Source organism: Umezawaea sp. (genome assembly GCF_036375055.1).
Taxonomy (GTDB): domain Bacteria; phylum Actinomycetota; class Actinomycetes; order Mycobacteriales; family Pseudonocardiaceae; genus Umezawaea.
The window spans coordinates 14,664-35,539 of record NZ_DASUSQ010000018.1; the positions used below are offsets into that span (position 1 = coordinate 14,664).

Annotated in this window: 19 protein-coding genes and 2 pseudogenes; 9 read left to right on the forward strand and 12 right to left on the reverse strand. The window is 73.5% G+C overall.

Going from position 1 to position 20,876, the window contains the following annotated elements; all coding sequences use genetic code 11:
* Position 1 precedes the first annotated feature (1 nt).
* On the reverse strand, positions 2-331 hold the full coding sequence (locus tag VFZ92_RS06285) for a 2Fe-2S iron-sulfur cluster-binding protein (protein ID WP_330874828.1): 330 nt from the start codon (positions 329-331) through the stop codon (positions 2-4).
* 126 nt (positions 332-457) lie between these two features.
* On the opposite strand from VFZ92_RS06285, the gene VFZ92_RS06290 reads away from it, so the two are divergent.
* The gene (locus tag VFZ92_RS06290; RefSeq protein WP_330874829.1) at positions 458-1,303 is read left to right on the forward strand and encodes an alpha/beta hydrolase; all 846 of its coding nucleotides are present in this window, start codon (positions 458-460) and stop codon (positions 1,301-1,303) included.
* Here VFZ92_RS06290 and VFZ92_RS06295 read toward each other — a convergent pair.
* Positions 1,283-1,990: a FadR/GntR family transcriptional regulator gene (locus tag VFZ92_RS06295; protein WP_330874830.1), complete on the reverse strand. Its 708-nt coding sequence runs from the start codon at positions 1,988-1,990 to the stop codon at positions 1,283-1,285. The two genes, VFZ92_RS06290 and VFZ92_RS06295, sit on opposite strands and share 21 nt — an antisense overlap.
* 126 nt (positions 1,991-2,116) lie before the next feature.
* Between VFZ92_RS06295 and VFZ92_RS06300 the strand changes: the two genes are divergently transcribed.
* The gene (locus tag VFZ92_RS06300) at positions 2,117-3,142 is read left to right on the forward strand and encodes a magnesium and cobalt transport protein CorA (protein WP_330874831.1); all 1,026 of its coding nucleotides are present in this window, start codon (positions 2,117-2,119) and stop codon (positions 3,140-3,142) included.
* Here VFZ92_RS06300 and VFZ92_RS06305 read toward each other — a convergent pair.
* A complete protein-coding gene (locus VFZ92_RS06305) occupies positions 3,120-3,719 on the reverse strand; it encodes a TetR/AcrR family transcriptional regulator (protein ID WP_330874832.1) in 600 nt (199 codons plus the stop codon). The genes VFZ92_RS06300 and VFZ92_RS06305 overlap by 23 nt on opposite strands.
* Positions 3,720-3,809: 90 nt before the next feature.
* On the opposite strand from VFZ92_RS06305, the gene VFZ92_RS06310 reads away from it, so the two are divergent.
* From VFZ92_RS06310 to VFZ92_RS06325, 4 genes and pseudogenes are all read left to right on the forward strand, one after another.
* Positions 3,810-4,247: a nuclear transport factor 2 family protein gene (locus VFZ92_RS06310; RefSeq protein ID WP_330874833.1), complete on the forward strand. Its 438-nt coding sequence runs from the start codon at positions 3,810-3,812 to the stop codon at positions 4,245-4,247.
* Positions 4,240-5,076, forward strand: coding sequence for an NmrA family NAD(P)-binding protein (locus VFZ92_RS06315; RefSeq protein ID WP_330874834.1), 837 nt, complete (start codon positions 4,240-4,242; stop codon positions 5,074-5,076). Before VFZ92_RS06310 ends, VFZ92_RS06315 begins: the two co-directional genes overlap by 8 nt.
* A 74-nt stretch (positions 5,077-5,150) precedes the next feature.
* Entirely contained in the window at positions 5,151-6,056 is a 906-nt protein-coding gene (locus tag VFZ92_RS06320; protein ID WP_330874835.1) for an MBL fold metallo-hydrolase, read from the forward strand.
* A pseudogene (locus VFZ92_RS06325) lies at positions 6,056-6,214 on the forward strand (carboxylesterase family protein); the annotation flags it as partial. The gene VFZ92_RS06320 and the pseudogene VFZ92_RS06325, both read left to right, overlap by 1 nt.
* Positions 6,215-7,090: 876 nt before the next feature.
* Here VFZ92_RS06325 and VFZ92_RS06330 read toward each other — a convergent pair.
* Together VFZ92_RS06330 and VFZ92_RS06335 are read right to left on the reverse strand one after the other, a co-directional pair.
* Positions 7,091-7,441 (reverse strand): MmcQ/YjbR family DNA-binding protein, encoded by a 351-nt coding sequence (locus tag VFZ92_RS06330; protein WP_330874934.1) that lies wholly within the window; start codon positions 7,439-7,441, stop codon positions 7,091-7,093.
* 42 nt (positions 7,442-7,483) lie between these two features.
* Complete coding sequence (locus VFZ92_RS06335) at positions 7,484-9,802, reverse strand: glycosyl hydrolase (RefSeq protein ID WP_330874836.1); 2,319 nt, start codon at positions 9,800-9,802, stop codon at positions 7,484-7,486.
* Positions 9,803-10,173: 371 nt separating this feature from the next.
* Here VFZ92_RS06335 and VFZ92_RS06340 point away from each other — a divergent pair, with 371 nt between their 5' ends.
* On the forward strand, positions 10,174-13,833 hold the full coding sequence (locus VFZ92_RS06340) for a family 78 glycoside hydrolase catalytic domain (RefSeq protein WP_330874837.1): 3,660 nt from the start codon (positions 10,174-10,176) through the stop codon (positions 13,831-13,833).
* On the opposite strand, the pseudogene VFZ92_RS06345 reads toward VFZ92_RS06340, so the two are convergent.
* The 4 genes and pseudogenes from VFZ92_RS06345 to VFZ92_RS06360 form a co-directional block, all read right to left on the reverse strand.
* Positions 13,817-14,140: pseudogene (locus VFZ92_RS06345) on the reverse strand (amidase family protein); the annotation flags it as partial. The gene VFZ92_RS06340 and the pseudogene VFZ92_RS06345 overlap by 17 nt on opposite strands.
* 30 nt (positions 14,141-14,170) lie before the next feature.
* Positions 14,171-14,470 (reverse strand): hypothetical protein, encoded by a 300-nt coding sequence (locus VFZ92_RS06350; RefSeq protein WP_330874838.1) that lies wholly within the window; start codon positions 14,468-14,470, stop codon positions 14,171-14,173.
* 148 nt (positions 14,471-14,618) lie between these two features.
* Positions 14,619-15,164 carry a GNAT family protein gene (locus tag VFZ92_RS06355; protein ID WP_330874839.1) on the reverse strand — a complete coding sequence of 182 codons (546 nt, stop codon included), beginning with the start codon at positions 15,162-15,164 and terminating at the stop codon, positions 14,619-14,621.
* A 25-nt stretch (positions 15,165-15,189) separates the two neighbouring features.
* The gene (locus VFZ92_RS06360; protein WP_330874840.1) at positions 15,190-15,393 is read right to left on the reverse strand and encodes a hypothetical protein; all 204 of its coding nucleotides are present in this window, start codon (positions 15,391-15,393) and stop codon (positions 15,190-15,192) included.
* Positions 15,394-15,862: 469 nt separating this feature from the next.
* On the opposite strand from VFZ92_RS06360, the gene VFZ92_RS06365 reads away from it, so the two are divergent.
* On the forward strand, positions 15,863-16,165 hold the full coding sequence (locus VFZ92_RS06365) for a DUF3040 domain-containing protein (protein WP_330874841.1): 303 nt from the start codon (positions 15,863-15,865) through the stop codon (positions 16,163-16,165).
* Positions 16,166-16,287: 122 nt separating this feature from the next.
* Here VFZ92_RS06365 and VFZ92_RS06370 read toward each other — a convergent pair whose 3' ends face one another.
* Positions 16,288-17,565 carry a cysteine desulfurase-like protein gene (locus VFZ92_RS06370; RefSeq protein ID WP_330874842.1) on the reverse strand — a complete coding sequence of 426 codons (1,278 nt, stop codon included), beginning with the start codon at positions 17,563-17,565 and terminating at the stop codon, positions 16,288-16,290.
* Positions 17,566-17,629: 64 nt separating this feature from the next.
* Between VFZ92_RS06370 and VFZ92_RS06375 the strand changes: the two genes are divergently transcribed.
* On the forward strand, positions 17,630-18,838 hold the full coding sequence (locus tag VFZ92_RS06375; protein WP_330874843.1) for a GNAT family N-acetyltransferase: 1,209 nt from the start codon (positions 17,630-17,632) through the stop codon (positions 18,836-18,838).
* Between the two features lie 37 nt (positions 18,839-18,875).
* Here the strand turns inward: VFZ92_RS06375 and VFZ92_RS06380 are convergent, their stop codons facing one another.
* Together VFZ92_RS06380 and VFZ92_RS06385 are read right to left on the reverse strand one after the other, a co-directional pair.
* On the reverse strand, positions 18,876-20,045 hold the full coding sequence (locus tag VFZ92_RS06380; RefSeq protein ID WP_330874844.1) for a glycosyltransferase: 1,170 nt from the start codon (positions 20,043-20,045) through the stop codon (positions 18,876-18,878).
* An 11-nt stretch (positions 20,046-20,056) separates the two neighbouring features.
* On the reverse strand, positions 20,057-20,434 hold the full coding sequence (locus tag VFZ92_RS06385; RefSeq protein WP_330874845.1) for an STAS domain-containing protein: 378 nt from the start codon (positions 20,432-20,434) through the stop codon (positions 20,057-20,059).
* Between the last annotated feature and the right edge of the window lie 442 nt (positions 20,435-20,876).

Genomic DNA, 20,876 nt, shown 5'->3' on the forward strand with positions numbered 1-20,876 from the left:
GTCACCGTCCTTCCTCGTCCGCGAGCGCTGTGCTGACCAGAACCGCGCGCAGCGGTGCGGGACCGAGGTCGACCACGACGTCGGTGACGGGCTCGGCGCGGCAGGGCAGGCACAGCCCCGCCGCCCGCTCGGCCGCGTCGAGGACCGAGTCGGCGACCGGGTGCGCGTAGCGCACGCGCCCCTCGACCAGCCGGGCCTTGCACGCCCCGCAGCCCCCGCGCCGACACCGGTACGGGCTCCGCCAGCCCGCCCGGCGCAGCGCGTCGACCACCGACTCACCGGTCCGCGCCTCGGCGCGGACGTCGTGCGGCACCACGGTGACGCTGGGCATCGCGTTGGCCTCCCGACCGCTTGTTGCGCAAAGTTCCACTAGTTCGGCAAGTGTATGACCAGCTCTGCCGATTGTTCAAGTCTGAACTTCCTAGAATCTTCCAGATTCTTGTGGAACTATCGAGCGATGGGTGAGAACAACGACGAGATCGGCCGGACCGTCGCCGTCGGCGGCGTGGCGACCAACTACCACGACCTCGGTGGAGGGCCGCCGGTCCTGCTGGTCCACGGGTCCGGTCCAGGGGTCTCGGCGTGGGCGAACTGGCGCACCGTGCTGCCCGAGCTGTCCCGGCACCACCGCGTCGTCGCGCCCGACGTCCTCGGATTCGGCTACACGCAACGACCTCCGGACGTCGCCTACGGCCCCGACGTCTGGCTCGACCACCTGCTCGGCTTCCTCGACGCGCTGGACCTGCCCGTGGTCTCCGTGGTGGGCAACAGCTTCGGCGGCGCGCTGGCGCTGCGCCTGGCGGCCAGGGCCCCGGAGCGGGTCGACCGGCTCGTCCTCATGGGCAGCGTCGGCGTCCCGTTCGACCTCACGCCCGGTCTCGACGCCGTCTGGGGGTTCGAGCCGTCGCTCGACGCGATGCGCGACCTCATGCGGGTGTTCACCCACGACGGGGCCGCGGTGGGCGACGACCTCGCGCGCCTGCGCCTCGACGCGGCCACCCGCCCCGGCGTGCACGAGGCCTACTCCCGCATGTTCCCCGCTCCCCGGCAGGACGGCGTCGACGCGATGGCGCTCGACGAGGAGGTGATCGCGGCCCTGCCGCACGAGACGCTCATCGTCCACGGCCGCGACGACCGGGTGATCCCGATGGCCACCTCGTTGCGGCTGCTCGACCTCATCGACCGCTCGCAGCTGCACGTGTTCGCGCGGTGCGGCCACTGGGTGCAGATCGAGCACGGCGCGCGGTTCGCCGCGCTCGTGGAGGGCTTCCTGGCGGAGGGGTCAGGCGCTGCGGCCCGGTGACCGCGACGGCTCGGAGATCCGGACCAGGTCGGCCCGGTGCTCCACCAGCGCCTTGGCGAGCGCGCCGTGGTCGCGGGTCGTGATCGCCCTCGCCAGGCGCGCGTGCACCTCGACGTTGCGGTCGATCACCTCGCACACGTCCGGGCCGGAGAACTCGGCCCGGACCAGCGTGCCGCGCACCAGGGTCACGATCGACTCGTACATGCCCGCCAGCACCGGCACGCGCGCCGCCCTCGCGACGGCGCTGTGGAAGCGCATGTTCGCCTCCAGGTAGGCCCTCGCGTCCTCCCGCGCGTTCCGCAGCTCCTCCAGCGCCCACGCGAGGTCGCGCGCGTCCTCCGGCGTCGCCCGTTCCGCCGCCGTGCTCGCGAAGCCGTCCTCCATCAGCGACCTGGCCTCGAAGAGGTCGACGGCGTCCACGAGCAGACCGCGGAACCACAGGTCGATCACGCCCAGCCGCACCTGCGGGGGCGGCTGGGAGATGAACACCCCGCCCTGCGCGCCCGGTTTGACGTGCACCACGTCCCGCTCCCGCAGGATCCGCAGCGCCTCGTTCATCGCGTTGGCGCTGACGCCGAAGCGCTCGATCAGCTCCGTCCTGAGGGCGAAGCGCGCGCCCGAGTCCAACCGCCGCTCCAGGATCTCCTGTTCGAGGTCGGCGGCGATCCGTTCGGGGATGGACGACATGGCCGGAGTCTCCCACAACCGCGGGTCCGGGCGGTCGAGGTCGTCCGTGTCGTGGGGCGTCGGGAGCCGCGGATCGGCCGTGCGGTGGGATGGCGGTCGGCATCGCGGTGCGAGGGGGAGGAACACATGACTGACGCGTCGGCCGAGGGGCACGGGGTGCGCGGCGCTGTGGTCGGGTGCGCGGTCTACGTCGACGGTGAGCGGCTGCCGGGGGAGTGGACCTACCGGGGCGCGGCGGCCGAGGTGCGCCGGCGGGGGACCGGGTTCGTGTGGCTCGGGCTGCTGGAGCCCACGGCCGAGCAGGTGCGGTCGGTCGCCGAGGTGTTCGGGCTGCCCGCGCGGTCGGTGCGCGACGCCGTGGCCGGGTACGTGCGGCCGAAGGCGGCGCGGTACGGGGACGTCACGTTCCTGGTGCTCAAGACGGCGCGGCACGTCGCCCACCCCGCACCCGGCGGTGGCGGGGAGATCGTGGAGACCGGCGAGGTGATGGCGTTCCTCGGGAACGACTTCGTCATCACCGTCCGGCACGGGGCCCATTCGAGCCTGCACGGGTTGCGGGAGGAGCTGGAGGCCTCGCCCGAGCGGTTGGCGCTGGGGCCGTCGGCCGTGCTGCACGCCGTCGCGGGGCACGTGGTGGACAGCCACGTCGAGGTCGTGTCGGCGTTCGAGGGGGACATCGACGCGATCGAGGCGCTGGTGTTCGCGCCCGGCGTGCTGGTGGGGGCCGAGCAGATGTACCTGATGAAGCGCGAGGTCGTGGAGCTGAACCGGTCGGTCACGCCGCTGGCCGTCGTGCTGCGGGAAGCGGTGGAGAGCCCGGAGGTGGTGGGGGAGGTGCGGGAGGGGTTCCGGGACCTGCTCGACCGGCTGGCCGTGGTGTCGGAGCGGATCGAGTCGTTCGACCAGCTGCTGACGAGCCTGCTGTACGCGACGCTGGCGAGGATCACGCTGCGGCAGAACGACGACGTCCGGAAGATCACGTCGTGGGCCGCCATCGTCGCGCTGCCCACGATGGTGTTCGGGTTGTACGGGATGAACTTCGAGCACATGCCAGAGCTGGGGTGGGAGTACGGGTACCACGGGGTGCTGGGGTTCGTGGCGGTGGGGTGCCTGGTGCTGCACCGGACGTTCAAGCGGAACCGGTGGTTGTGACCGCGCGGAGGATCAGGTCCGTCAGGTCGTCCAGGTAGGTCGGTTCCACCGGGAAGCCCCGGACGCTCAGGCGCCAGTAGACCGGCGCGGCCAGGAGGTCCTGGAGCAGTTCCAGGTCCACGTCCGCGCGCAGTTCGCCGCGCTCCACCGCCCGGTGCAGCATCACGGCCGAGCGCTCGCGCCTCGGTGTGCCGATCATGTTCTTCATGAACGCGCACAGCTCCGGGTTGCGGGTCGCCTCCGCCGCGAGGTCGGGCATGATCCTGGAGAAGCTGGGGTCGGTCAGCCAGGTGAGCACGCTGTCCAGCGCCTCGCGCAGGTCTCCCCGCAGTGAGCCGGTGTCCGGGGTCGCGGCCAGCGCCACGCTGAAGTCGGCCAGCACCGCCATCGCCATCTCCTGCTTGGAGGGCCAGCGGCGGTAGAGCGCGCTCTTGCCCACGCCCGCCCGCTTGGCGACCGACTCCATCGACAGCCTCGCGTAGCCCTGCTCGGCCCACTCGGCCAGCACGGCGTCGGTGATGGCCTTGGTGACACCGGGTTGCAGCAGGGCCGCCCCGGTGGGCGCGCGACGGGTCATGCGAAGAGTGTAGCGACGAGACGGTGCCGTCCCGTCCTGTGCTACGTTGGTCGGGACGCTACCGTCTCGTCCTATTTAGGAGATCGTCAGATGACACCCCAGGAACTCGTCGCCCACGCCACGGAGCTGCTGCTGAAGGGCGACACGGCCGCCTTCGCGGACCTGTGGGCCGAGGACGGCGTGCTGGAGTTCCCGTTCGCCCAACCCGGTGCCCCTCGGCGGCTGGACGGTCGCGCGGCCGTGCGGGAGTACCTGAAGGGGTACCCGGACGTGCTCGACATCCGCGAGATCCCCGAGCCGGTCGTGCACGTGACCACCGACCCGGAGGTGGTGGTCGCGGAGTTCACGGCCAACGGGGTCGTGGTGCCGACCGGCAAGGCCTACTCGATGTCGTACATCGCGGTGATCACCGTGCGGGACGGCGAGATCCGGCACTACCGCGACTACTGGAGCCCGGCCGCCGCCGCCGACGTCCTGAGCGGCGCCGGGGAGACCGCGGGCGCGTTCGCCGGGAACGCCGATGTCTGAGGTCCTGGTGCTCGGGGCGACCGGCACGACCGGCTCGCGGGTCGTCGAGTTCCTCCAGCGCCGAGGTACCCCGGTCCGGCGGGCCACGCGCACGCCCCGGGAGGCCGGGCAGGTCCGCTTCGACTGGGCCGACCGGTCCACCCACGCGGCGGCGCTGTCCGGGGCGTCGGCCGTCTACCTGGTCGCGCCCATCGGGGTGGTCGACCCCGTGCCGGTGGTGGAGCCGTTCCTCGCCGACGCGCTGGCGGCGGGGGTGCGGCGCGTGGTGCTGCTCAGCTCGTCGGCGATGGAGGAGGGCGACCGGCCGCTCGGCGCGCTGCACTCCCTCGTCCGCGCCGAGGTTCCGGAGTGGACGGTGCTGCGGCCGTCCTGGTTCATGCAGAACTTCACCGGTGCCCACCAGGTGGGAGCGGGTGTGCGGACGGGGGAGATCGTCAGCGCGACGGGCGGTGCCAGGGTCGCGTTCGTCGACGCGGGCGACATCGCCGCCGTCGCCGGGCACGCGCTGACCGACGCCGTGCCGCACAACACCGACCACGTGCTGACGGGGCCGGAGGCGGTGAGCTACGCGGAGGCCGCCGAGATCATCGGGAAGTGGACCGGCACCCCCGTGCGGCACCGGTCGCTCAGCACGGAGGAGCTCACCCGGCACCTCGCGGCGTCGGGGCTGCCCGCCGAGTTCGCCGCGTTCCTCGCCGCGCTGGACGAGGACGTCCGGGGCGGGTCGGAGGACCGGGTCACCGACGCCGTCGACCGCGTGACCGGGCGGCCCGCCCGCGCGTTCCGCGAGTTCGTGGAGGCGGAGGTCCCCCGACCCGGCCGTGCCTAGCCCCCGCGGGGTGTGGATAACGCCGCTCCGGAACCTCAGGATTCGTTGTGGGACAACGAAATCCGGAGGCTGATGTGGACGAGATCACGGTGGGCGACGTCGTGGTGGCGCGCGTGGAGGAGATGCACGGGCCGGTGGGCATGACACCGGACCAGTTCTTCCCCGGCTCGCCCGAGAAGGCGTGGCGGGACCGGCACGACCTGCTCGTGCCGGACCACCTGAACCCCGCCGACAACGTCGTGCAGGTCGCGATGCAGACGTGGCTGCTGCGCAGCGGGGGCCGCACGATCCTGGTGGACACGGGCGTCGGCAACGACAAGTCGCGGCCCGCCGTCGCCTGGTGGGACCACCTGGACCTCGACTACCTCGGGAACCTCGACCGGGCGGGCGTGCGGCCGGAGGACGTGGACGTCGTGGTGAACACGCACCTGCACGTCGACCACGTCGGCTGGAACACCCGGCTGCGCGACGGCGAGTGGGAGCCGACGTTCCCGAACGCCACGTACCTGGTGCCGAAGGCGGACTTCGAGTTCTGGAACCCCGCGAACAACCCCGCGGTCGCGGGCGGGGTCAACGAGAACGTGTTCGAGGACAGCGTCGCGCCCGTGCACGCGAACGGGCAGGTGGTGCTGTGGGAGGACGAGCACCGGATCGACGCGAACCTGACCCTGGAGGCCGCACCCGGCCACACGCCGGGGTCGAGCGTGCTCAAGCTCCGCTCCGGCGGCGAGCAGGCGCTGTTCGCGGGCGACCTGGTGCACACGCCGTGGCAGGTGGCCGAACCCGACCACAACAGCTGCTTCTGCGAGGACGCCGCGGGGTCGCGCCGGACGCGGCGGCACCTGCTCGCCTGGGCGGCCGACCAGCGCGCGCTGGTGCTGCCCGCGCACATCAGCGGCCACAGCGCGTTCACCGTCGAGCACCGGGGTTCCTCGTTCGCCATCTCCGGGTGGGCCCCGTTCCCGCGGTACGGCGCGTGATGGGCACCCCGGTGGTGCGCACGACCTCGGGGCCGGTGCGCCGCCGGAGAGCCGCGCACGGCACGGAGTTCCTCGGTGTGCCGTACGCGGCACCCCCGGTCAGCGCGCTGCGGTTCGCCCCGCCCCGGCCGCACGAGCCGTGGACGGAGGTCCGGGACGCAGGCACCACGCCGTTCAGCCTGGTGCTGGACCAGCAGCCCGCCGACGCCGTGCGCGGCGGGATCGACCTGCTCATCGGCACCAACCTCCACGAGGGGAGCCTGTACCTGCGGCCCGCCGAGGACGTGCCGACCCTCGCGGCCCGCTTCCACGAGCGACCGGACGACGTGGTGCGGCGGCACCGGGCCGAGCGGCCGAACGCCGCGGAGTGGGAGCCGCGGACCGCCGTCCTGGGCGAGGGCCTGCTCGGCGCGGGAACGCGGCGCCTGGCCGACGCGCACGCCGCGACCGGCTCGCCGACGTTCGTCCGCGAGTTCACCTGGCGGTCCGACGCCCTAGACGGCCGGTTCGGCGCGGGCCACGTGGTGGAGCTGCCGTTCGTCTTCGACCGCGTCGACCTGCCGTCGCCGCACGGGCCGAACGCCCTGCTCGGCACGACCGCCCCACCCGCCGACCTCGCCACCCGGACGCACCGGGCGCGGGTGGACTTCGCCACGACCGGCGATCCGGGCTGGCCCCGGTCCGAACCGGGCAGGCGGGTGGTGCGGCGGATCGGCTCGACCTGGGACCTGGTCGGCCAGCCGCACCACCGCCCGGTGGCTCGACGACGACCGCTCGACGTTCCCCACGGGGACGCGGGCACACCGACGATCGCGGCGGCCGAGGTCGTCGGGCCGGTGACCTCCGGGGGTGTGCCCGCCCTGGTGGACCCCTGCGCCGCGCGTGGCCTCGGTGTCCAGGTGCGGACCCGGCCCGGCACCACCGTCGAGGAGCCGGGTGAGGACCGAGAGCCTCGTCGGTGGTCGTGGTCCGGACGAACCGGTGGCCGATTCCCGTGCCGGGAGTCGGTCCCGCGCACCGACGTCGGTGCGCTCCTAGCGCTGGGCCAGGTCGGGTACCTCGGCGATGAGCGACTCGGGCGCGGACAGCCGCCACGCCTCGAACACGAGTTCCGTGAGTTCGTCCACCTCGATCCCGTCGAGGTGGACGACCACCCAGCCGAACCCGCCCGAGGTGAACTGCGGCTCGAACACGTCCGGGCGTTCGGCCACGAGGGCGAGTTGTTCGGACACGGTCTGCTTCAGGCCGACCGTGCGCGTGCGCGGCCAGTGGTAGCCGAACCGCTTGCCGCTCACGCTGAACGAGCTGTACTGCTCGCCCTCCGCGCGCGTCACGTCGACGAGCCCGCCGACGACCTCGAAGAACTCGTCACTGTCCACAGCCACCGCGACCCCCAAAGTACTGGGAGCGCAGTATAGGCCGCCGCGTCAGGGACGCTGGAAGCGCTGGAAGAACTGCCACATCAGGGAGTTCGCCGAGATCTCCCGCGTGGTGGAGCCGTTGCCCGCCGACCCGGTCGGCGAACCGGGCCACGTGTGCCCGCCGTCGGAGACCGAGTAGAGGACGACCTCCACGCCCGCCCCGCAGCCGGTGTAGGCGGACCGGCCCACGTGCGCGGAGACCTGCGTGGTGGTCGGGCTCGCGCCGCAGCCGCCGAGCACCGCCCACCGCTGCTGCGCCGCGGGCACGGAGTACCGCCACACGTCGCCGCCGCCGCCCGCGTACGGGTTGGTGGCGTCCTGCTGACCGTGGAACGCGATCACGGGCACACCGCGCCCCGGTTGGCAGGAACCGGCTTCCGGCCGGGAGGCGTCCTGCGGGTCGGGACGGCCCGCGCGCAGCCCGGCCACCGGCGCGACGGCGGCGATCCGGTCGGGACGGGCGCAGGCGTAGGCCGAGATCATCCGGCCGCCGCCGGAGTACCCGGTGCCGTGGACGCGGGTCGTGTCGGCGCACAGGGGACCGGCCAGGGTGGCGACGACCTGGTCCAGGAAGGCCACGTCGTCCCGAGCGCCCGCGGGAGGGGAGCCGACACCGGGCACGTTCCACACGTACCCGCCGCCGCTGGGGATCGCGCCGCTCGGCGCGACCACGAGGTACCGGTCTCGGTCCGCCGCGGCCTTCATGTCGCTGTAGGCGAGCTGGCCCGCGCCCGTTCCGGTGCTGCCGTGCAGGTTCAGCACCAGGGGGAGGGTGCCGTCGGCGCCCGCGGGCACGTACGCGGTGACCTGGTAGGTGGTCCCGGCGAACGTGACCGGCAGGATCCGTTCGCCGGGACCGACGGCGCGCGTGCACCGCGCCGAACTCCCCGGCAGCACCCAGTTCTGGTTGGTCTGCCCGTTGCAGGTCCAGATCTGCAACGGGGTCCGGTCGGCGCTCGACTGCCCGGTGGCGTCGAGGCACTTCCCGGTCTCGGGGTTCACCAGGGTGCTCCCGTTCGCCGTCCACCGCTGGTGCTCGTTGCCCGCCAGGCAGGTCCAGAGCTGCACCCCCGTGCCGTCGGCGTTGATGCCGCCGTTGACGTCCAGGCACCCGCCCAGCGCCCGGACCGTGCCGTCCGCGCCGACGGTCCACTGCTGCGCGCTGCCGCCGTCGCACGGGTAGAGCTGCACCCTGGTGCCGTTCGCCGGGTTGGCGCCCGCGACGTCGACGCACTTGCCCCCGAGACCGGTGATCGGGCCGACCCGCGCGCCACCGCCCCCGCCGCCCGCCGGAACGGTGAACTCGCCGCGGTTGAGCACGCGGGGGGAGAAGTACGACGCCTGCACGGCGGCGTTGTTGTTGTACGCCGGGTCGGTGAGCCACTCCGCCCACACCATCCACCACGCCCAGCGCGGCTGCGCGTCCATCAGCGCCGGGCTCGGCACGCGGCCGACCTCGGCCAGTGCGATCGGCTTCCCGCCCGCCACGGCGAGCATCGCCTGGTAGTCCGACGCGCTCGGGTCGTACTTGGCCCACACGTCGAGGCTGGCGACGTCCACGTAGGACGCTCCCGGCCAGTACTCCCCGATCGAGCCCATGTTCACGTCCTTGACGTTCCACACCCACACCAGGTTCGTGAGGCCCTGGGTCCTGGTGTAGAAGTCGTGGGCGATCTGGTAGAGCTTGCGGCTGCCCGCCGCGCCGGGCTTGCCGCCCCACCACGACCAGCCGTCGTTCATCTCGTGGATCGGCCGCCACAGCACGGGAACGCCCGCGTTCTGGAGCTGGCGCAGGTAGGGGACGGCCTCGTTCAGCCGGTTCTTGTACGCCGTGTTGAGCGCGCTGCCGTCGGTGACGATCTGGCTCCACTGGCCCGCGTCGAGGCTGGAGTTGATGTCGTTGGCCCAGTCGCAGGTGGACCCCTTGGTGGGCGGGCAGAGGTGCCACGTCAGCGCGACCACGGAGCCGCCGCGCCACTGCCGGATCGCCTCGTCGACCATCGACTGGCGGTGGTTCACGTCGTCCGGCAGGAACAGGAAGTCACCGCCCCACAGCCCCGGCGTCTGGCCGGTGATGCCCTGGGCGACGCGGGTGTACTTCGTCGGGTCGGAGTTGGGTTCGCGGTTGTGCTGGCCGGACAGCGTGTACCGGCCGGAGATGCCGGACAGGTAGTCGATCAGGGCCGCGCGGGTGGAGGCGGGGAACGCCCGCGCCGACAGGGGGGTGAGCAGGGACGTGACCAGCAGGAGCACGGCGACGGTCGCGAACCGCCGCCGGACCGGTGGTCCTCGGTGTTCTCCGGGGTTTCGCTGGGTGGAGCGCATGGGACGGCCTCCTTGGTTCACAGGGGGTGGTGACCGTGTTGCTTAACCGGATAAGCATCTGGACCATAGGAGCATTCTCGCTGTCTGTCAACGTTTCATGACTCAGGGTTGATGTCACGAAGAGTCCTGTTGCTTAACCGTGAAAGTGACGTATCGGCCAGCGGCCGCTGGGCCGAACGGCGTCGTCCTGGTCGGCGGGGATCTCCGGGGCTGGTCGACCTGGCGGTTGACGGCTGTGACGCCGATCACTTAACTTCGTCGTGCCAGCGGAATTGAAACGTTTTAATCGATCGGGTCCCTGCCCTCGACATCCCGCGGAGCCCAGCATGCGACGCGCACCAACCGCACGGCGAGGACGTCTCCACGTCCTCGTGGCGAGCCTCGTCCTCCTCCTGATCTCCACCACCCTGGCCGGGCCGACCGCCTCGGCCGCCGCCATCCCCGTCAGCCTCGGCGGAGCCCACTGGGTCTGGTTCCCGGAGGGCAACCCCGCCGTGTCCGCCCCGGCGGGCGACCGGTACTTCCGCCGGACGTTCACCGTTCCGACCGGCGCGGTCGCGGAGGCCCAGTTCGTCGTCACCGGCGACGACACGGTCGACGTCTGGCTCAACGGCACGCCACTGGCCTCCTCCGCCCGCGAGGTCGACTCGTGGACGAAGGCCCTGCACGTCGACCTGCGGTCCGCGCTGACCACCGGCGCGAACACGCTCGCCGTCGTGTCGCGCAACTCCTCCGCAGGGCCTGCCGGCCTGCTCGGACGGGTGCGCGTCGTCACGGCGGGCGGCACGGTCGACCTCACCACCGACGGCGCCTGGAAGGTCTCGCGCACCCCGGAGGACGGCTGGGAGATGCCCGGCTTCGGCGACGGCCCCTGGTCGGCGGCGGCCGACCTCGGGGCCAACGGCACCGGACCGTGGGGCAACCGGGTCACCGCACCCGACCCGAACGCCCCGTCACCGCTCGGCGTCGGCGCCACGACCACGGAACGCCGGGTCGACCCGCTCGGGATCGACACGCCCCGGCCCCGGTTCGGCTGGAAGCTGACCGGTGGCGCGGGCCAGGCGCAGGGCGCCTACCAGGTGCTCGTCAGCACCGGTCCGAGCGCCGCGACCGGCGACGTGTGGGACAGCGGGCCCGTCGCGAGCGGCCGGTCGGTCGACGTCGTCCACGCGGGCGGCGCGCTGGCGTCGCACACCCGCTACTTCTGGCGCGTCCGGATCTGGGACACCCAGGGACGGGCGAGCGGCTGGAGCGCCGTGCGGTCGTTCGAAACCGGCCTGCTGGCCCCGGCGACGGAGTGGCGGGGGGCGTTCATCGGGCAGCCCGGCACCCCGCAGGGCCTGGGCGGGGCGAACTGGATCTGGTACTCCGAGGGCGATCCGGCCGCGGGCGTGCCCGCCGCGACCCGCTACTTCCGCACCACCGCCACCCTCACCTCGGCGCCGCGGGTCGCGAGCCTGGTCGTCACCGGCGACGACACCGTGGACGTGTGGATCAACGGCACGCAGGTCAGCACCTCGCCGCGGGTCGTGGACTCGTGGAGGACGGCGGCCGTCGTCGACGTCGCGAGCAGGCTGCGCGCGGGCGCCAACACCATCGCGCTGTCCGGCCAGAACACCAGCCAGTCGCCCGCGGGCGTCATCGCCCGGCTCGTGGTGGCCGGCACCGCCGTCGCGGACACCGACGCGAGCTGGAAGTCCTCCCGGTCCGCGCCACCCGGCTGGGAGCAGCCCGGCTTCGACGACTCGGCCTGGCCCGCGGCCAAGGTCGCCGCGGCCTACGGCACGGGGCCGTGGGGGAGCGGGGTCAGCGTTCCGCAGACCACCCCGTCCCCGTTGCTGCGCAAGGCCTTCACCGTCGGCAAGCCGATCGCCGAGGCCCGGCTGTTCACCACCGCGCTCGGCCTGCACGAGACGAGGCTGAACGGCGCCAAGGTGGGTGACGACGTGCTCGCGCCGGGCTGGACCGACTACCGGAAGCGCTTGCAGTACAAGGAGTACGACGTCACCGACCGGATCGTCCAGGGGACGAACGCGCTCGGCGCGTGGCTGGGCAACGGCTGGTACGCGGGCACCGTCGCCTGGTACGGCGGCGGCAACTACGGCCCCAAGCCGTGGTACTCGGCCCAGCTCCGGCTGACCCACACCGACGGCACCACCTCCGTCGTCGCGACCGACGGCAGCTGGAAGTACACCGCGGGCCCGATCACCGCCGACGACATGCAGATGGGCGAGCGCTACGACGCCCGCAAGCTCCCCGGCGGCTGGGACGGGGCGGCGTTCGACGACAGCTCCTGGGGCGCGGTCGGCGTGCGCGCCGAGGCGCCGCCGAATCTGGTGGCCCAGGTCGACGAGGGCGTGCGGGTGCGGCACGACCGGACCCCGGTCGCGATCACCCAGCCCAGGCCCGGTGTGTGGATCTTCGACCTCGGGCAGAACGCCACCGGCTGGAACCGGCTGCGCGTCGCGGGCCCGGCGGGCACCGTGGTGACCATGCGGCACGGCGAGATCCTCAACGCCGACGGCACGCTGTACACCGAGAACCTGAGGATCGACGGCCTCGGCACGGACACCTACACGCTGTCCGGCAACGGGACGGAGACCTACGAGCCCCGGTTCACCGTGCACGGCTACCGCTACGTCGAGGTGACCGGCTTCCCCGGCACGCCCACCGCGTCCGCCGTCACCGGCCGCACCGCGTGGACGGCCGCGCCGGAGGCGGGCACGCTGAGCACGTCCAACCCGATGCTCAACAGGGTGCAGCAGGCGATCGTGTGGGGCCAGCGCTCCAACATGCTGTCCCTGCCGACGGACTGCCCGCAGCGCGACGAACGGCTGGGCTGGACCGGTGACATCGCGGCGTTCGCGGCCACGTCGACGTTCAACATGGACATGTCGACGTTCCTCGACAAGTTCACCGACGACCTCACCGACGCCCAGCACGCCGACGGCGCCTTCACCAACACCGCCCCGGACCTCGGTGCGGGACAGGGGATCGCGGGCTGGGGCGACGCCGGGGTGATCGTGCCCCACACGCTCTGGCAGCGCTCCGGCGACGTGCGCGTGGTCGACGAGAACTTCTCGGCGATGACCCGGTGGGTCGAGTACCTGCGCTCCACCGCGGACGCGAACCTGATCCGCGACGACGGCGGCTTCGGGGACTGGCTCAACGTCCAGGACGACACGGCCCGCAACATCATCTCCACGGCGTTCTTCAGCTGGTCGGCGCGGCTCGTGTCGCGGATGGCCGAGGCGACCGGGCGGACCGCCGACGCCGCGCGGTACGGCGCGCTCGCCGACCAGGTCGCGGCGGCGTTCACCTCGCGGTTCGTGGCGGCCGACGGCACGGTGTCCGGGAACACGCAGACCGGGTACGTGCTGGCGCTCGCGTTCGGGCTCGTGCCGCAGAACCGCGTGCAGTCGTTGGTGGACAAGCTGGTCGCGAGGATCGGCGCGTCCGGCGGACACCTGACGGTCGGGTTCCTCGGTGTGGAGAACCTCCTGCCGGTGCTGGCCGACCACGGTCGCGCCGACGTCGCCTACCAGGTGCTGCTCCAGCCCGACTACCCCGGCTGGGGCTACATGGTGAACAGGGGAGCGACGACGATCTGGGAGCGCTGGGACGGCATCCGGCCGGACGGGAGCCTCCAGGACAAGGGGATGAACTCCTTCAACCACTACGGGTTCGGCTCGGTCGGCGACTTCCTCTACCGCCAGGTCGGCGGCCTCGGCCCGGCGTCGCCGGGGTACCGGTCGCAGCTGGTCGCGCCCAAGCCCGGTGGTGGGCTGACGTCCGCCAGGTCCGCCTACGAGACGCCGTACGGGAAGGCGGTCAGCGACTGGTCCGTCTCCGGTGGCGTGCTGACCCTGCGGGTCACGGTGCCCGCCGGGACGTCGGCGACCGTTCGGGTCCCCGCGGCGTCGGCCGCGGCCGTGACGGCTCCGGCCCAGGCCGTGCCGTTCGGTTACGGCGGCGGCTCGGCCGCCTACCGCCTGCCCGCCGGTAACCACACCTTCACCGCTCCGGCGTAGCCGGCGGAGGGGAGGGCGCCACCGGTGCCCTCCCCTCGGGCAGGTCGCCGAACGCGGCCCGGACGGCGCTCGCGGTGGCGAGCAGCCGGGCGTCGTCGAAGGGGCGGCCCTCCAGGCGCATCCCCGCGGGCGGTCCGGCACCGGTCGTCCCGGCGGGCAGCGACACCATCGGCAGGCCCGCGACGGTGCCCGACCCGGTGCCGCGGGTGGCGGTCGCGAAGACCGGCACGGCGCGGCCGTTCAGCACCACGGTCTCGCTCTCGCCCAGGAGGGGAGGCGGGATCGGCGCGGTGGGCCCGATCAGGACGTCGACCTCGGCCCGCGCGAACGCCGCGCCTCAGCCGCCGGCGCGCCTGCCGTGCGGCCCGGCAGCGCTCGGGCGTGACGGGGAGGACGCCATCAGCTCCACGAGCGCGCGGACGTCCGGCGACCCGACCAGCTCCGCCCGCTCCCGCACGGGCGCGGTCGCCAGCGGTGCCGCGAGTCCAGGGCGGATCAGCCCCGCCGCCTCGAACAGCACCAGGTCGACACCCGGCCCCGCGCCCACCGCGAGGTCGTCGTGGACGTCCGGGTCGACGAGCCGGGCACCCGCGTCCGCCGGCGCGGCACGCGCGACCTCGGGGCGACGCTGATCCACTCGCCGCGGGTCGGCGACCTCGCCCGCTCCAGGCACTCGTCCAGTCGCTCCACCCCACCGACGCCAAGGACACCCGCGGTGGAGTCAGTTGCGCGGTCGGCGAGTTCTGGTTCACCGGCGCGCACCGCCCGGTCCGCCGAGGACGGCCCTACCCCCGCCACTCGGGCGCGAGGACGGACCAGACCTCGATGTCGTGCCGCTCGCCCCGGTGCGGGTAGCTCTGCCGCAGCACGCCCTCCCTGGTGAACCCGAGCCGCTCGGCCACGGCGGTGCTGGCCGTGTTCCCCGTCGCCGCCCGCCACTCCACCCGGTGCACGCCCCGCTCGTGGACCGCCCAGTCGATGATCACCCGCGCCGCCCTGGTCACGAGTCCCCTCCCGGTCGCCGACGGCTCCAGCCAGCACCCCGCCTCGGCGAGGCCGAGCGACAGGTCCATCGTCCGGAACAGCACGCCGCCCACCAGGACGTCGTCCACCCAGATGCCGTCGATCCGGCCGGTGCCTGCCGCCGCCCTCTCCGCGTACGACCGGAGGTAGGCCCGGCTCGACGCCAGGTCGGTGACGGCGTCCGGCAGGCCGACGTACCGCCCGACGTACTCGCGCCCGCGGTCCACGTGGGTGAGGAACTCCTCGGCGTGCCAGGGGGTGAGCGGCCGCAGTTCCGCGCCGTCGTCGCCGAGGGACTTCGCGTACACAGGCAACCTCCGCGGTCGAACCCGATCAGCCGGGCGCGATCTTCGCACGCGCCAGGGCCTCCAGGCGTCGAACGACGTCGTGCGGGGCCGCGGAGGCGTCGACCTCCGCGGTGGCGGTCGCACGCGGCAGCGGTTCCGCGGCGGCGAGGTCGGCCGGTGCCTTCGCCCTCTCCTCCGGCCGCTTGCCGCAGGGGTTGTCGGTGCGGGCCGCGATGCGGGCAGGCAGCACGTCGGCGGGGCGCTCAGCAGGACGACGTGGTCGAACAGCGGGGAGGAGGCGCCCTGGTCGGTCCGGCACCCGGCGACGAAGAGGTGATCGCCGTCGTGGCCGGTGAGCAGGTCGGTCATCGCCTCCTCGCGCCACACCCGGTCCGGCGAACCGTCCGGCCCGGTGGTCCCGCGGCTCCACCGGTCGGTGTCGGTGTCGACCGTCCGGTGACCGCGCGGGACTGGCAGCCGCGGGGCCGTCGACCCGCCGGTGCCCGACGCGCCCGTGATGAGGATCTTCGCCATCCCGAGGACCCCGAACGGACCGACCAGTCCTGGGAGCGGTCCCAGTTCCGCGCCGTCGTGTCTCCACTGGTCTGGACCGCGCTCGTGCCACGGTGGATTTCGTGGCCGTCGGCCGAATCCTGGGTAATACTGGGGTCGGTCGGGGTCCGAGTCCCCAGCGGGCACAGCGCGGAGGTGGCTGACGAGTGGCGTTGCGCGATCAGGAGATACGGCAACTCGCCGAGATCGAACGGGGGTTGACCGAAGGCGATCCCCGGTTCGCCGCCACGGTGCGCAAGCTGAACGGGCGCACGTCGCGGGTTCCCCGTGCGGTCCGGGGCGTCCTCGTGCTGCTGGCGACCTACCTGGTCGGACTGGCCGTGATCGTCCTCGGCACGTGGTGGTCCTCGGTCGTCCTCGTGGCGGTGGGCGCGGTCGTGACCGCGAGCATGCCCGCGCTGGTGGCCTACCGGGCCTACCGCGCGTGGCGGCGGGAGCGGGCGGGCTGACGCCCGGCCCGTGACGCGGGCGGCCGTCGACCGCGGTCGACGGCCCGCGCGCACCCCGGGCCGACCATCGTCGAGACGGCATCGACGATGGCGCGGCGCGGAGACGTGCGCTGACCCGGCCCTCACCCGGCCCCGGTCAGCTCCGCCACCGCCGCGAGCAGGCGGTCGACGTCCTCGCGGTTGTTGTAGTGCGCCAGCCCCGCCCGCACCGCGCCCCCGGAGTCCCGCAGGCCGAGCGCGCCGGTCAGCTCCCACGCGTAGCTGTGCCCGTGCCACACGTTCACGCCGCTGACCGCCAGGTGCTCCGCCACCTCGGCGGGCGTGCGGCCCGCGACGCGGAAGTACGCGATGGCGGTCCGCCGGGCGGGCTTGCCGTACAGCGTCACGTCGGGCAGGCCGCCGAGTCCGCCCAGCAGCACCTCGAAGAGTTCGCCCTCGTGCGCCGCGACGGCGTCCATCGACACCCGCAGCCGCTCGCGGCGGGACAGCGACGGCAGCGGGAGCGCCAGCCCGGCCAGGTGCTCGACGGCGGCCGTGACCCCGGCCAGGTCGGCGAACGGCGAGGTGCCCGTCTCGAACCGCTCCGGCACCCGGTCCGGCGACGGCACCAGCTTCTCCGGGTGCAGGGTCTCCAGCAGCGCCGGGTCCGCGACGAGGGCGCCGATGTGCGGGCCCGCCCACTTGTAGGCGCTGGTGATGAAGAAGTCGGCGCCCAGTTCGCGGACGTCGGGCAGGTCGTGCGGGGTCGAGTGGACACCGTCGACGAACGTCAGGGCGCCCGCGGCACGGGCCTTGGCGGTGATCGCGGCGACGTCCGGCCGGGTGCCGAGGATGTTGCTCGCCGCCGTCACGGCCACCAGCCTGGTGCGGTCGCCGAGCAGCGCGTCGTACTGGTCAGCGGGCAGCTCGCCGGTGTCGACGTCGACCTCCGCCCACCGGACCACGGCTCCCGCGCGGGCCGCCGCCTGCACCCACGGGCGGACGTTGGCGTCGTGGTCGAGCCGCGACAGGACGATCTCGTCGCCCTCGCGCCAGTCCGCGGACAGGGTGTGGGCGAACCGGTAGACCAGCGTCGTGCTGTTCGGCCCGAGCACGACCCCGGACGCCTCCCCGCCCACCAGGTCGGCCACCGCCTGCCGCGCGTCGGCGACGATCGCCGTCGACCGGCCGCTCGCGGGGAACGGGCCCCCGACGTTGCCGATGCCCACCCGGTAGGCGGAGGAGATGGCGTCGATCACGGAGGTCGGCGTCTGCGTGCCCGCCGCGCCGTCGAGGTAGCTGTACCCGTCGCTCAGCGCGGGGAACCGGGAACGGACGGCGGCGATGTCGAAGGTCATGACGGCCAGCCTCGTCCAGTCGAGGCTCGCGCGGAAGTGGCGATCCGGGCGAAGGGATGTCACAGGACGTGAAGTTAGGTTAGCCTTCGCTGTCTTTCCGGTGGTCAACGGTGTGAAGGAACAGCTCATGGGTGATGACCCGTTCACAGTCCGTGTTCTCACGGTCGACGACGTGGTGCCGCTGCGCCGCGTCCTCGCCGGTGCCTTCCTCACCGACCTGGACGAGGACCGGCCCGAGCGGGTGGAGCACGTGATCGAGTTCGACCGCGCCCGCGGCGTCTTCCACGGCGACGAGATGGTCGGCGTCGGAGCGGTGCTCACCCGCGAGATCACCCTGCCCGGAGGCGTCGTGGCGCCCGCCGCGGCGCTGACGGCGGCCGGGGTGCGGCCCGGCTACCAGCGGAGGGGAGCGCTCAACCGGCTGGTGGCGAGCCTGGTGGACGGCGTGCCCGAGGCCTTCGCGGTCCTGTGGGCCTCCGACGGGGCGATCTACGGCCGCTTCGGCTGCGGTTCGCTGGCGTCGGACCTGGTGCACGTCGCCCTCCCGCACGGCGCGGCGTTCCACGCGGGCGTCGACGTCGGCGACGCGGTGGTCCGCGAGGTCACCCGCGAACAGGCGCTCCCGGTGCTGAAGGAGGTCTACGAGCGGGTGCGGACCTCGCGCGTCGGGTGGCTCGGCCGGACGGACGGCTCGTGGGAGTTCCACCTCGCCGACGAGGACCGGTACCGCGACGGGCTCTCGGCGTTCCGCTACGCCCTGCACCCGCGGGGGTACGTCGTCTACCGGGTGAAGACCGCGTGGGACGAGCGCGGGCCGCGCGACGAGCTCCACGTGCACGAGCTGGTCGCGGAGACCGACGTCGCGCACGCCGCGCTCTACCGCCACCTGCTCGACCTGGGCCTCGGCGGCGAGGTCACGCACCACACGGCGGCCGACGACCCGATCCCGCACCTGCTCGCCAACCCGCGCGCCGCGGTCCGGCGGCGCCACGACGCGCTGTGGGTGCGGCTCGTCCACCTCGACCGCGCGCTGGAGCAGCGGCGCTACCTGTCCGACGTGGACGTGGTGATCGAGGTGGACGACCCGCTCCTCCCGCGCAACGCGGGCCGGTGGCGGTTCACCGTCGAGAAGGGCCGCGCCTCGGTGCGCAGGACGGACGACGAGCCGGACGTCAGCGCGGACGTGGCCGCGCTCGGGTCGGCCTTCCTCGGCGGCACCCGCCTGAGCGTGCTCGCCCGAGCGGGCCGGGTGCGCGAGCACACCTCCGGGTCGGTCGGCGCGCTGTCGGTCGCGTTCCTCGCCGAGCACGCCCCGCACTGCCCCGAGCTGTTCTGACGGGCACCACCCCGGTGGGCTGGTGGCACGCCCGCGGTCACCGCTCGGCGCTGGCTCCGCCGCGGCGGGTGCGCGTCGTCTTCCGGTAGGCGCCGACCACCTCGGTCGCGATGCGGCTCCACCCGTAGCGCGTCCGAGCGCGGTCGGTACCCGTGAGCGCGCAGACGTCCCGCTTGATGGGGTCCTCCAGCAGCCTGCGCACCGCCCTGGCGACCGCCACCGGGTCGCGGGGCGGGACCAGCACACCGGTGAGGTCGTCGATGACGATGTCGGTCAGGGCGCCGACGGCGGAGGCGACGACCGGGACGCCGCACGCCATGGCCTGCATCGCGCCCGCGCCGCACGGGTCGTGCCACGGCACGCACGTGACGACGTCCGCCGAGCGCACGAGCGCGGGCAGGTCGTCGGGAGCCACCAGGCTGGTGAAGCGCACCCGGTCGGCGACGCCGAGCTTGCGCGCGTGGCCCACGAGCCGCGCGACCTCCGGGTCCTCGCGGGGCGTGGCGGACCGGATCGGGCCCGCGATCACCAGTTCGGCCCTGGGCACGGTCGCCAACGCGGTGATCGCGGTGTGGAAGCCGTTGTGCGGCAGCACTTCCCCCAGTGCGAGCACCCGGCGCAGGTCACCGCGCGGCGCGACGGGGCCGTCCGGGCTGAACCGCTCCGCGTCGACACCCCACGGCACCAGCGACATCTTCCTCCTGGGCACGCCGAGGCGCACCAGCCCGAACAGCTCCTCGCTGCTGGTCGCCACGACCCGGTCGGCGGCCAGGGCCACCAGCCGCTCCAGGTCGGTCCGCCCCCGCACGACCAGCCGGTGGAGGCGGTGCTCGACGAACTTGAGGCCGTGGAACGACTGCACCAGCGGGGCGGGCGACTCGCGCACCGCGAGCCCGGACATCCAGGAGTGCAGGTGCACCACGTCGGGCGCGTTCCTCGCCCAGTCGCGGTCGAGGAAGGTCGCGAACTCGTCGAGGTGGTGGAGCAGTTCCACCCTCGACAGCGGGACGGGCGGCCCCGCGGGCACCCGCACCAGGTCGTAGCCGCGCCGGGTGCGCTCGACGTCGGGGAGGTCGGGGGTGTGCCTTCGGACGTGGAGCGTGACCTCGTGGCCCTGCCTGCTCAGCGCCGCCGCGAGGTCCTCGACGTACGCCGCGTGCTCGGCGGGCTCGGCCTCCCACGCCGCCGCCACCATGTCGACCCGCATCCCCGCCGCCGTCACGCGTGCCGGGCTCTGCTGTTCGGGTGCCCGGTGCCGGGCGCGGGGGAGCGGTCCACGACGCGCAGCACCGACAGCGCGTCGCAGGCGGTCAGCGTGCGGAGGACGGAGCGGTGGGACACCACCACCCAGAGCGGTACGCCGCGGCGGAGCGACCGGTGGTGCGCGGCCACGAGGACGCCCACGCCCGCGGCCGAGAGGAACGTGACCCCGCTCAGGTCGACCACGACGGAGCGGGGCGGGACGACCAGCTCGTCGGCTTCGACGACGCGGTCGTCGAGCAGGCCCGCCGTGCTGAAGTCCACCTCGCCCCTCGCGACGACCGCCACGCCCCCGGTGGGGGTTGGCGCGTTCTCCACGCTCAGCAGGATTTCCATGACCGCTTCCCTGTCGTTCCGAGGTGTGTCCTTGGCGACCACGACCGATCGGGCGACGGCTGGCTGCTCGACCGCATTGTGGTTGTCGTACCACCGCCGGTAGGGGAGCTGCACTGACGTGGACAGGGATTTCACTCAGAAGAGTGACAAGGTATTTGCCGCATCAACCAGAAATGAGTGTTATGAGGACCTCGGCGGTGCCACGGGTACCGCCGGCCGGGGCACGGTCGTGCGCATCGGGTGACTCGGAAGACGGTGCGGGGAAAGGGATCGAAGCATCGGTGGCCGATGCTTCGGTGTGGGGCGGTGACGTGCGGGCGGACCTCGGAGCCGGGCCTCCTCGGCACCGTCGTGGCGCGCCGAGTCCGCCACGACGACGTGCGGGGCCCGTTGCGGAGCGGGGCTGCTCGGCGTGGCTGCCGCCGGCCACCGGGAGGGGGCG

Bases quoted from the DNA above. Each gene is read 5' to 3' on its own strand.
- VFZ92_RS06285 (WP_330874828.1), bottom strand. From the start codon at position 331: ATGCCCAGCGTCACCGTGGTGCCGCACGACGTCCGCGCCGAGGCGCGG.
- VFZ92_RS06290 (WP_330874829.1), top strand. From the start codon at position 458: ATGGGTGAGAACAACGACGAGATCGGCCGGACCGTCGCCGTCGGCGGC.
- VFZ92_RS06295 (WP_330874830.1), bottom strand. From the start codon at position 1,990: ATGTCGTCCATCCCCGAACGGATCGCCGCCGACCTCGAACAGGAGATC.
- VFZ92_RS06300 (WP_330874831.1), top strand. From the start codon at position 2,117: ATGACTGACGCGTCGGCCGAGGGGCACGGGGTGCGCGGCGCTGTGGTC.
- VFZ92_RS06305 (WP_330874832.1), bottom strand. From the start codon at position 3,719: ATGACCCGTCGCGCGCCCACCGGGGCGGCCCTGCTGCAACCCGGTGTC.
- VFZ92_RS06310 (WP_330874833.1), top strand. From the start codon at position 3,810: ATGACACCCCAGGAACTCGTCGCCCACGCCACGGAGCTGCTGCTGAAG.
- VFZ92_RS06315 (WP_330874834.1), top strand. From the start codon at position 4,240: ATGTCTGAGGTCCTGGTGCTCGGGGCGACCGGCACGACCGGCTCGCGG.
- VFZ92_RS06335 (WP_330874836.1), bottom strand. From the start codon at position 9,802: ATGCGCTCCACCCAGCGAAACCCCGGAGAACACCGAGGACCACCGGTC.
- VFZ92_RS06375 (WP_330874843.1), top strand. From the start codon at position 17,630: ATGGGTGATGACCCGTTCACAGTCCGTGTTCTCACGGTCGACGACGTG.
- VFZ92_RS06380 (WP_330874844.1), bottom strand. From the start codon at position 20,045: ATGCGGGTCGACATGGTGGCGGCGGCGTGGGAGGCCGAGCCCGCCGAG.
- VFZ92_RS06385 (WP_330874845.1), bottom strand. From the start codon at position 20,434: ATGGAAATCCTGCTGAGCGTGGAGAACGCGCCAACCCCCACCGGGGGC.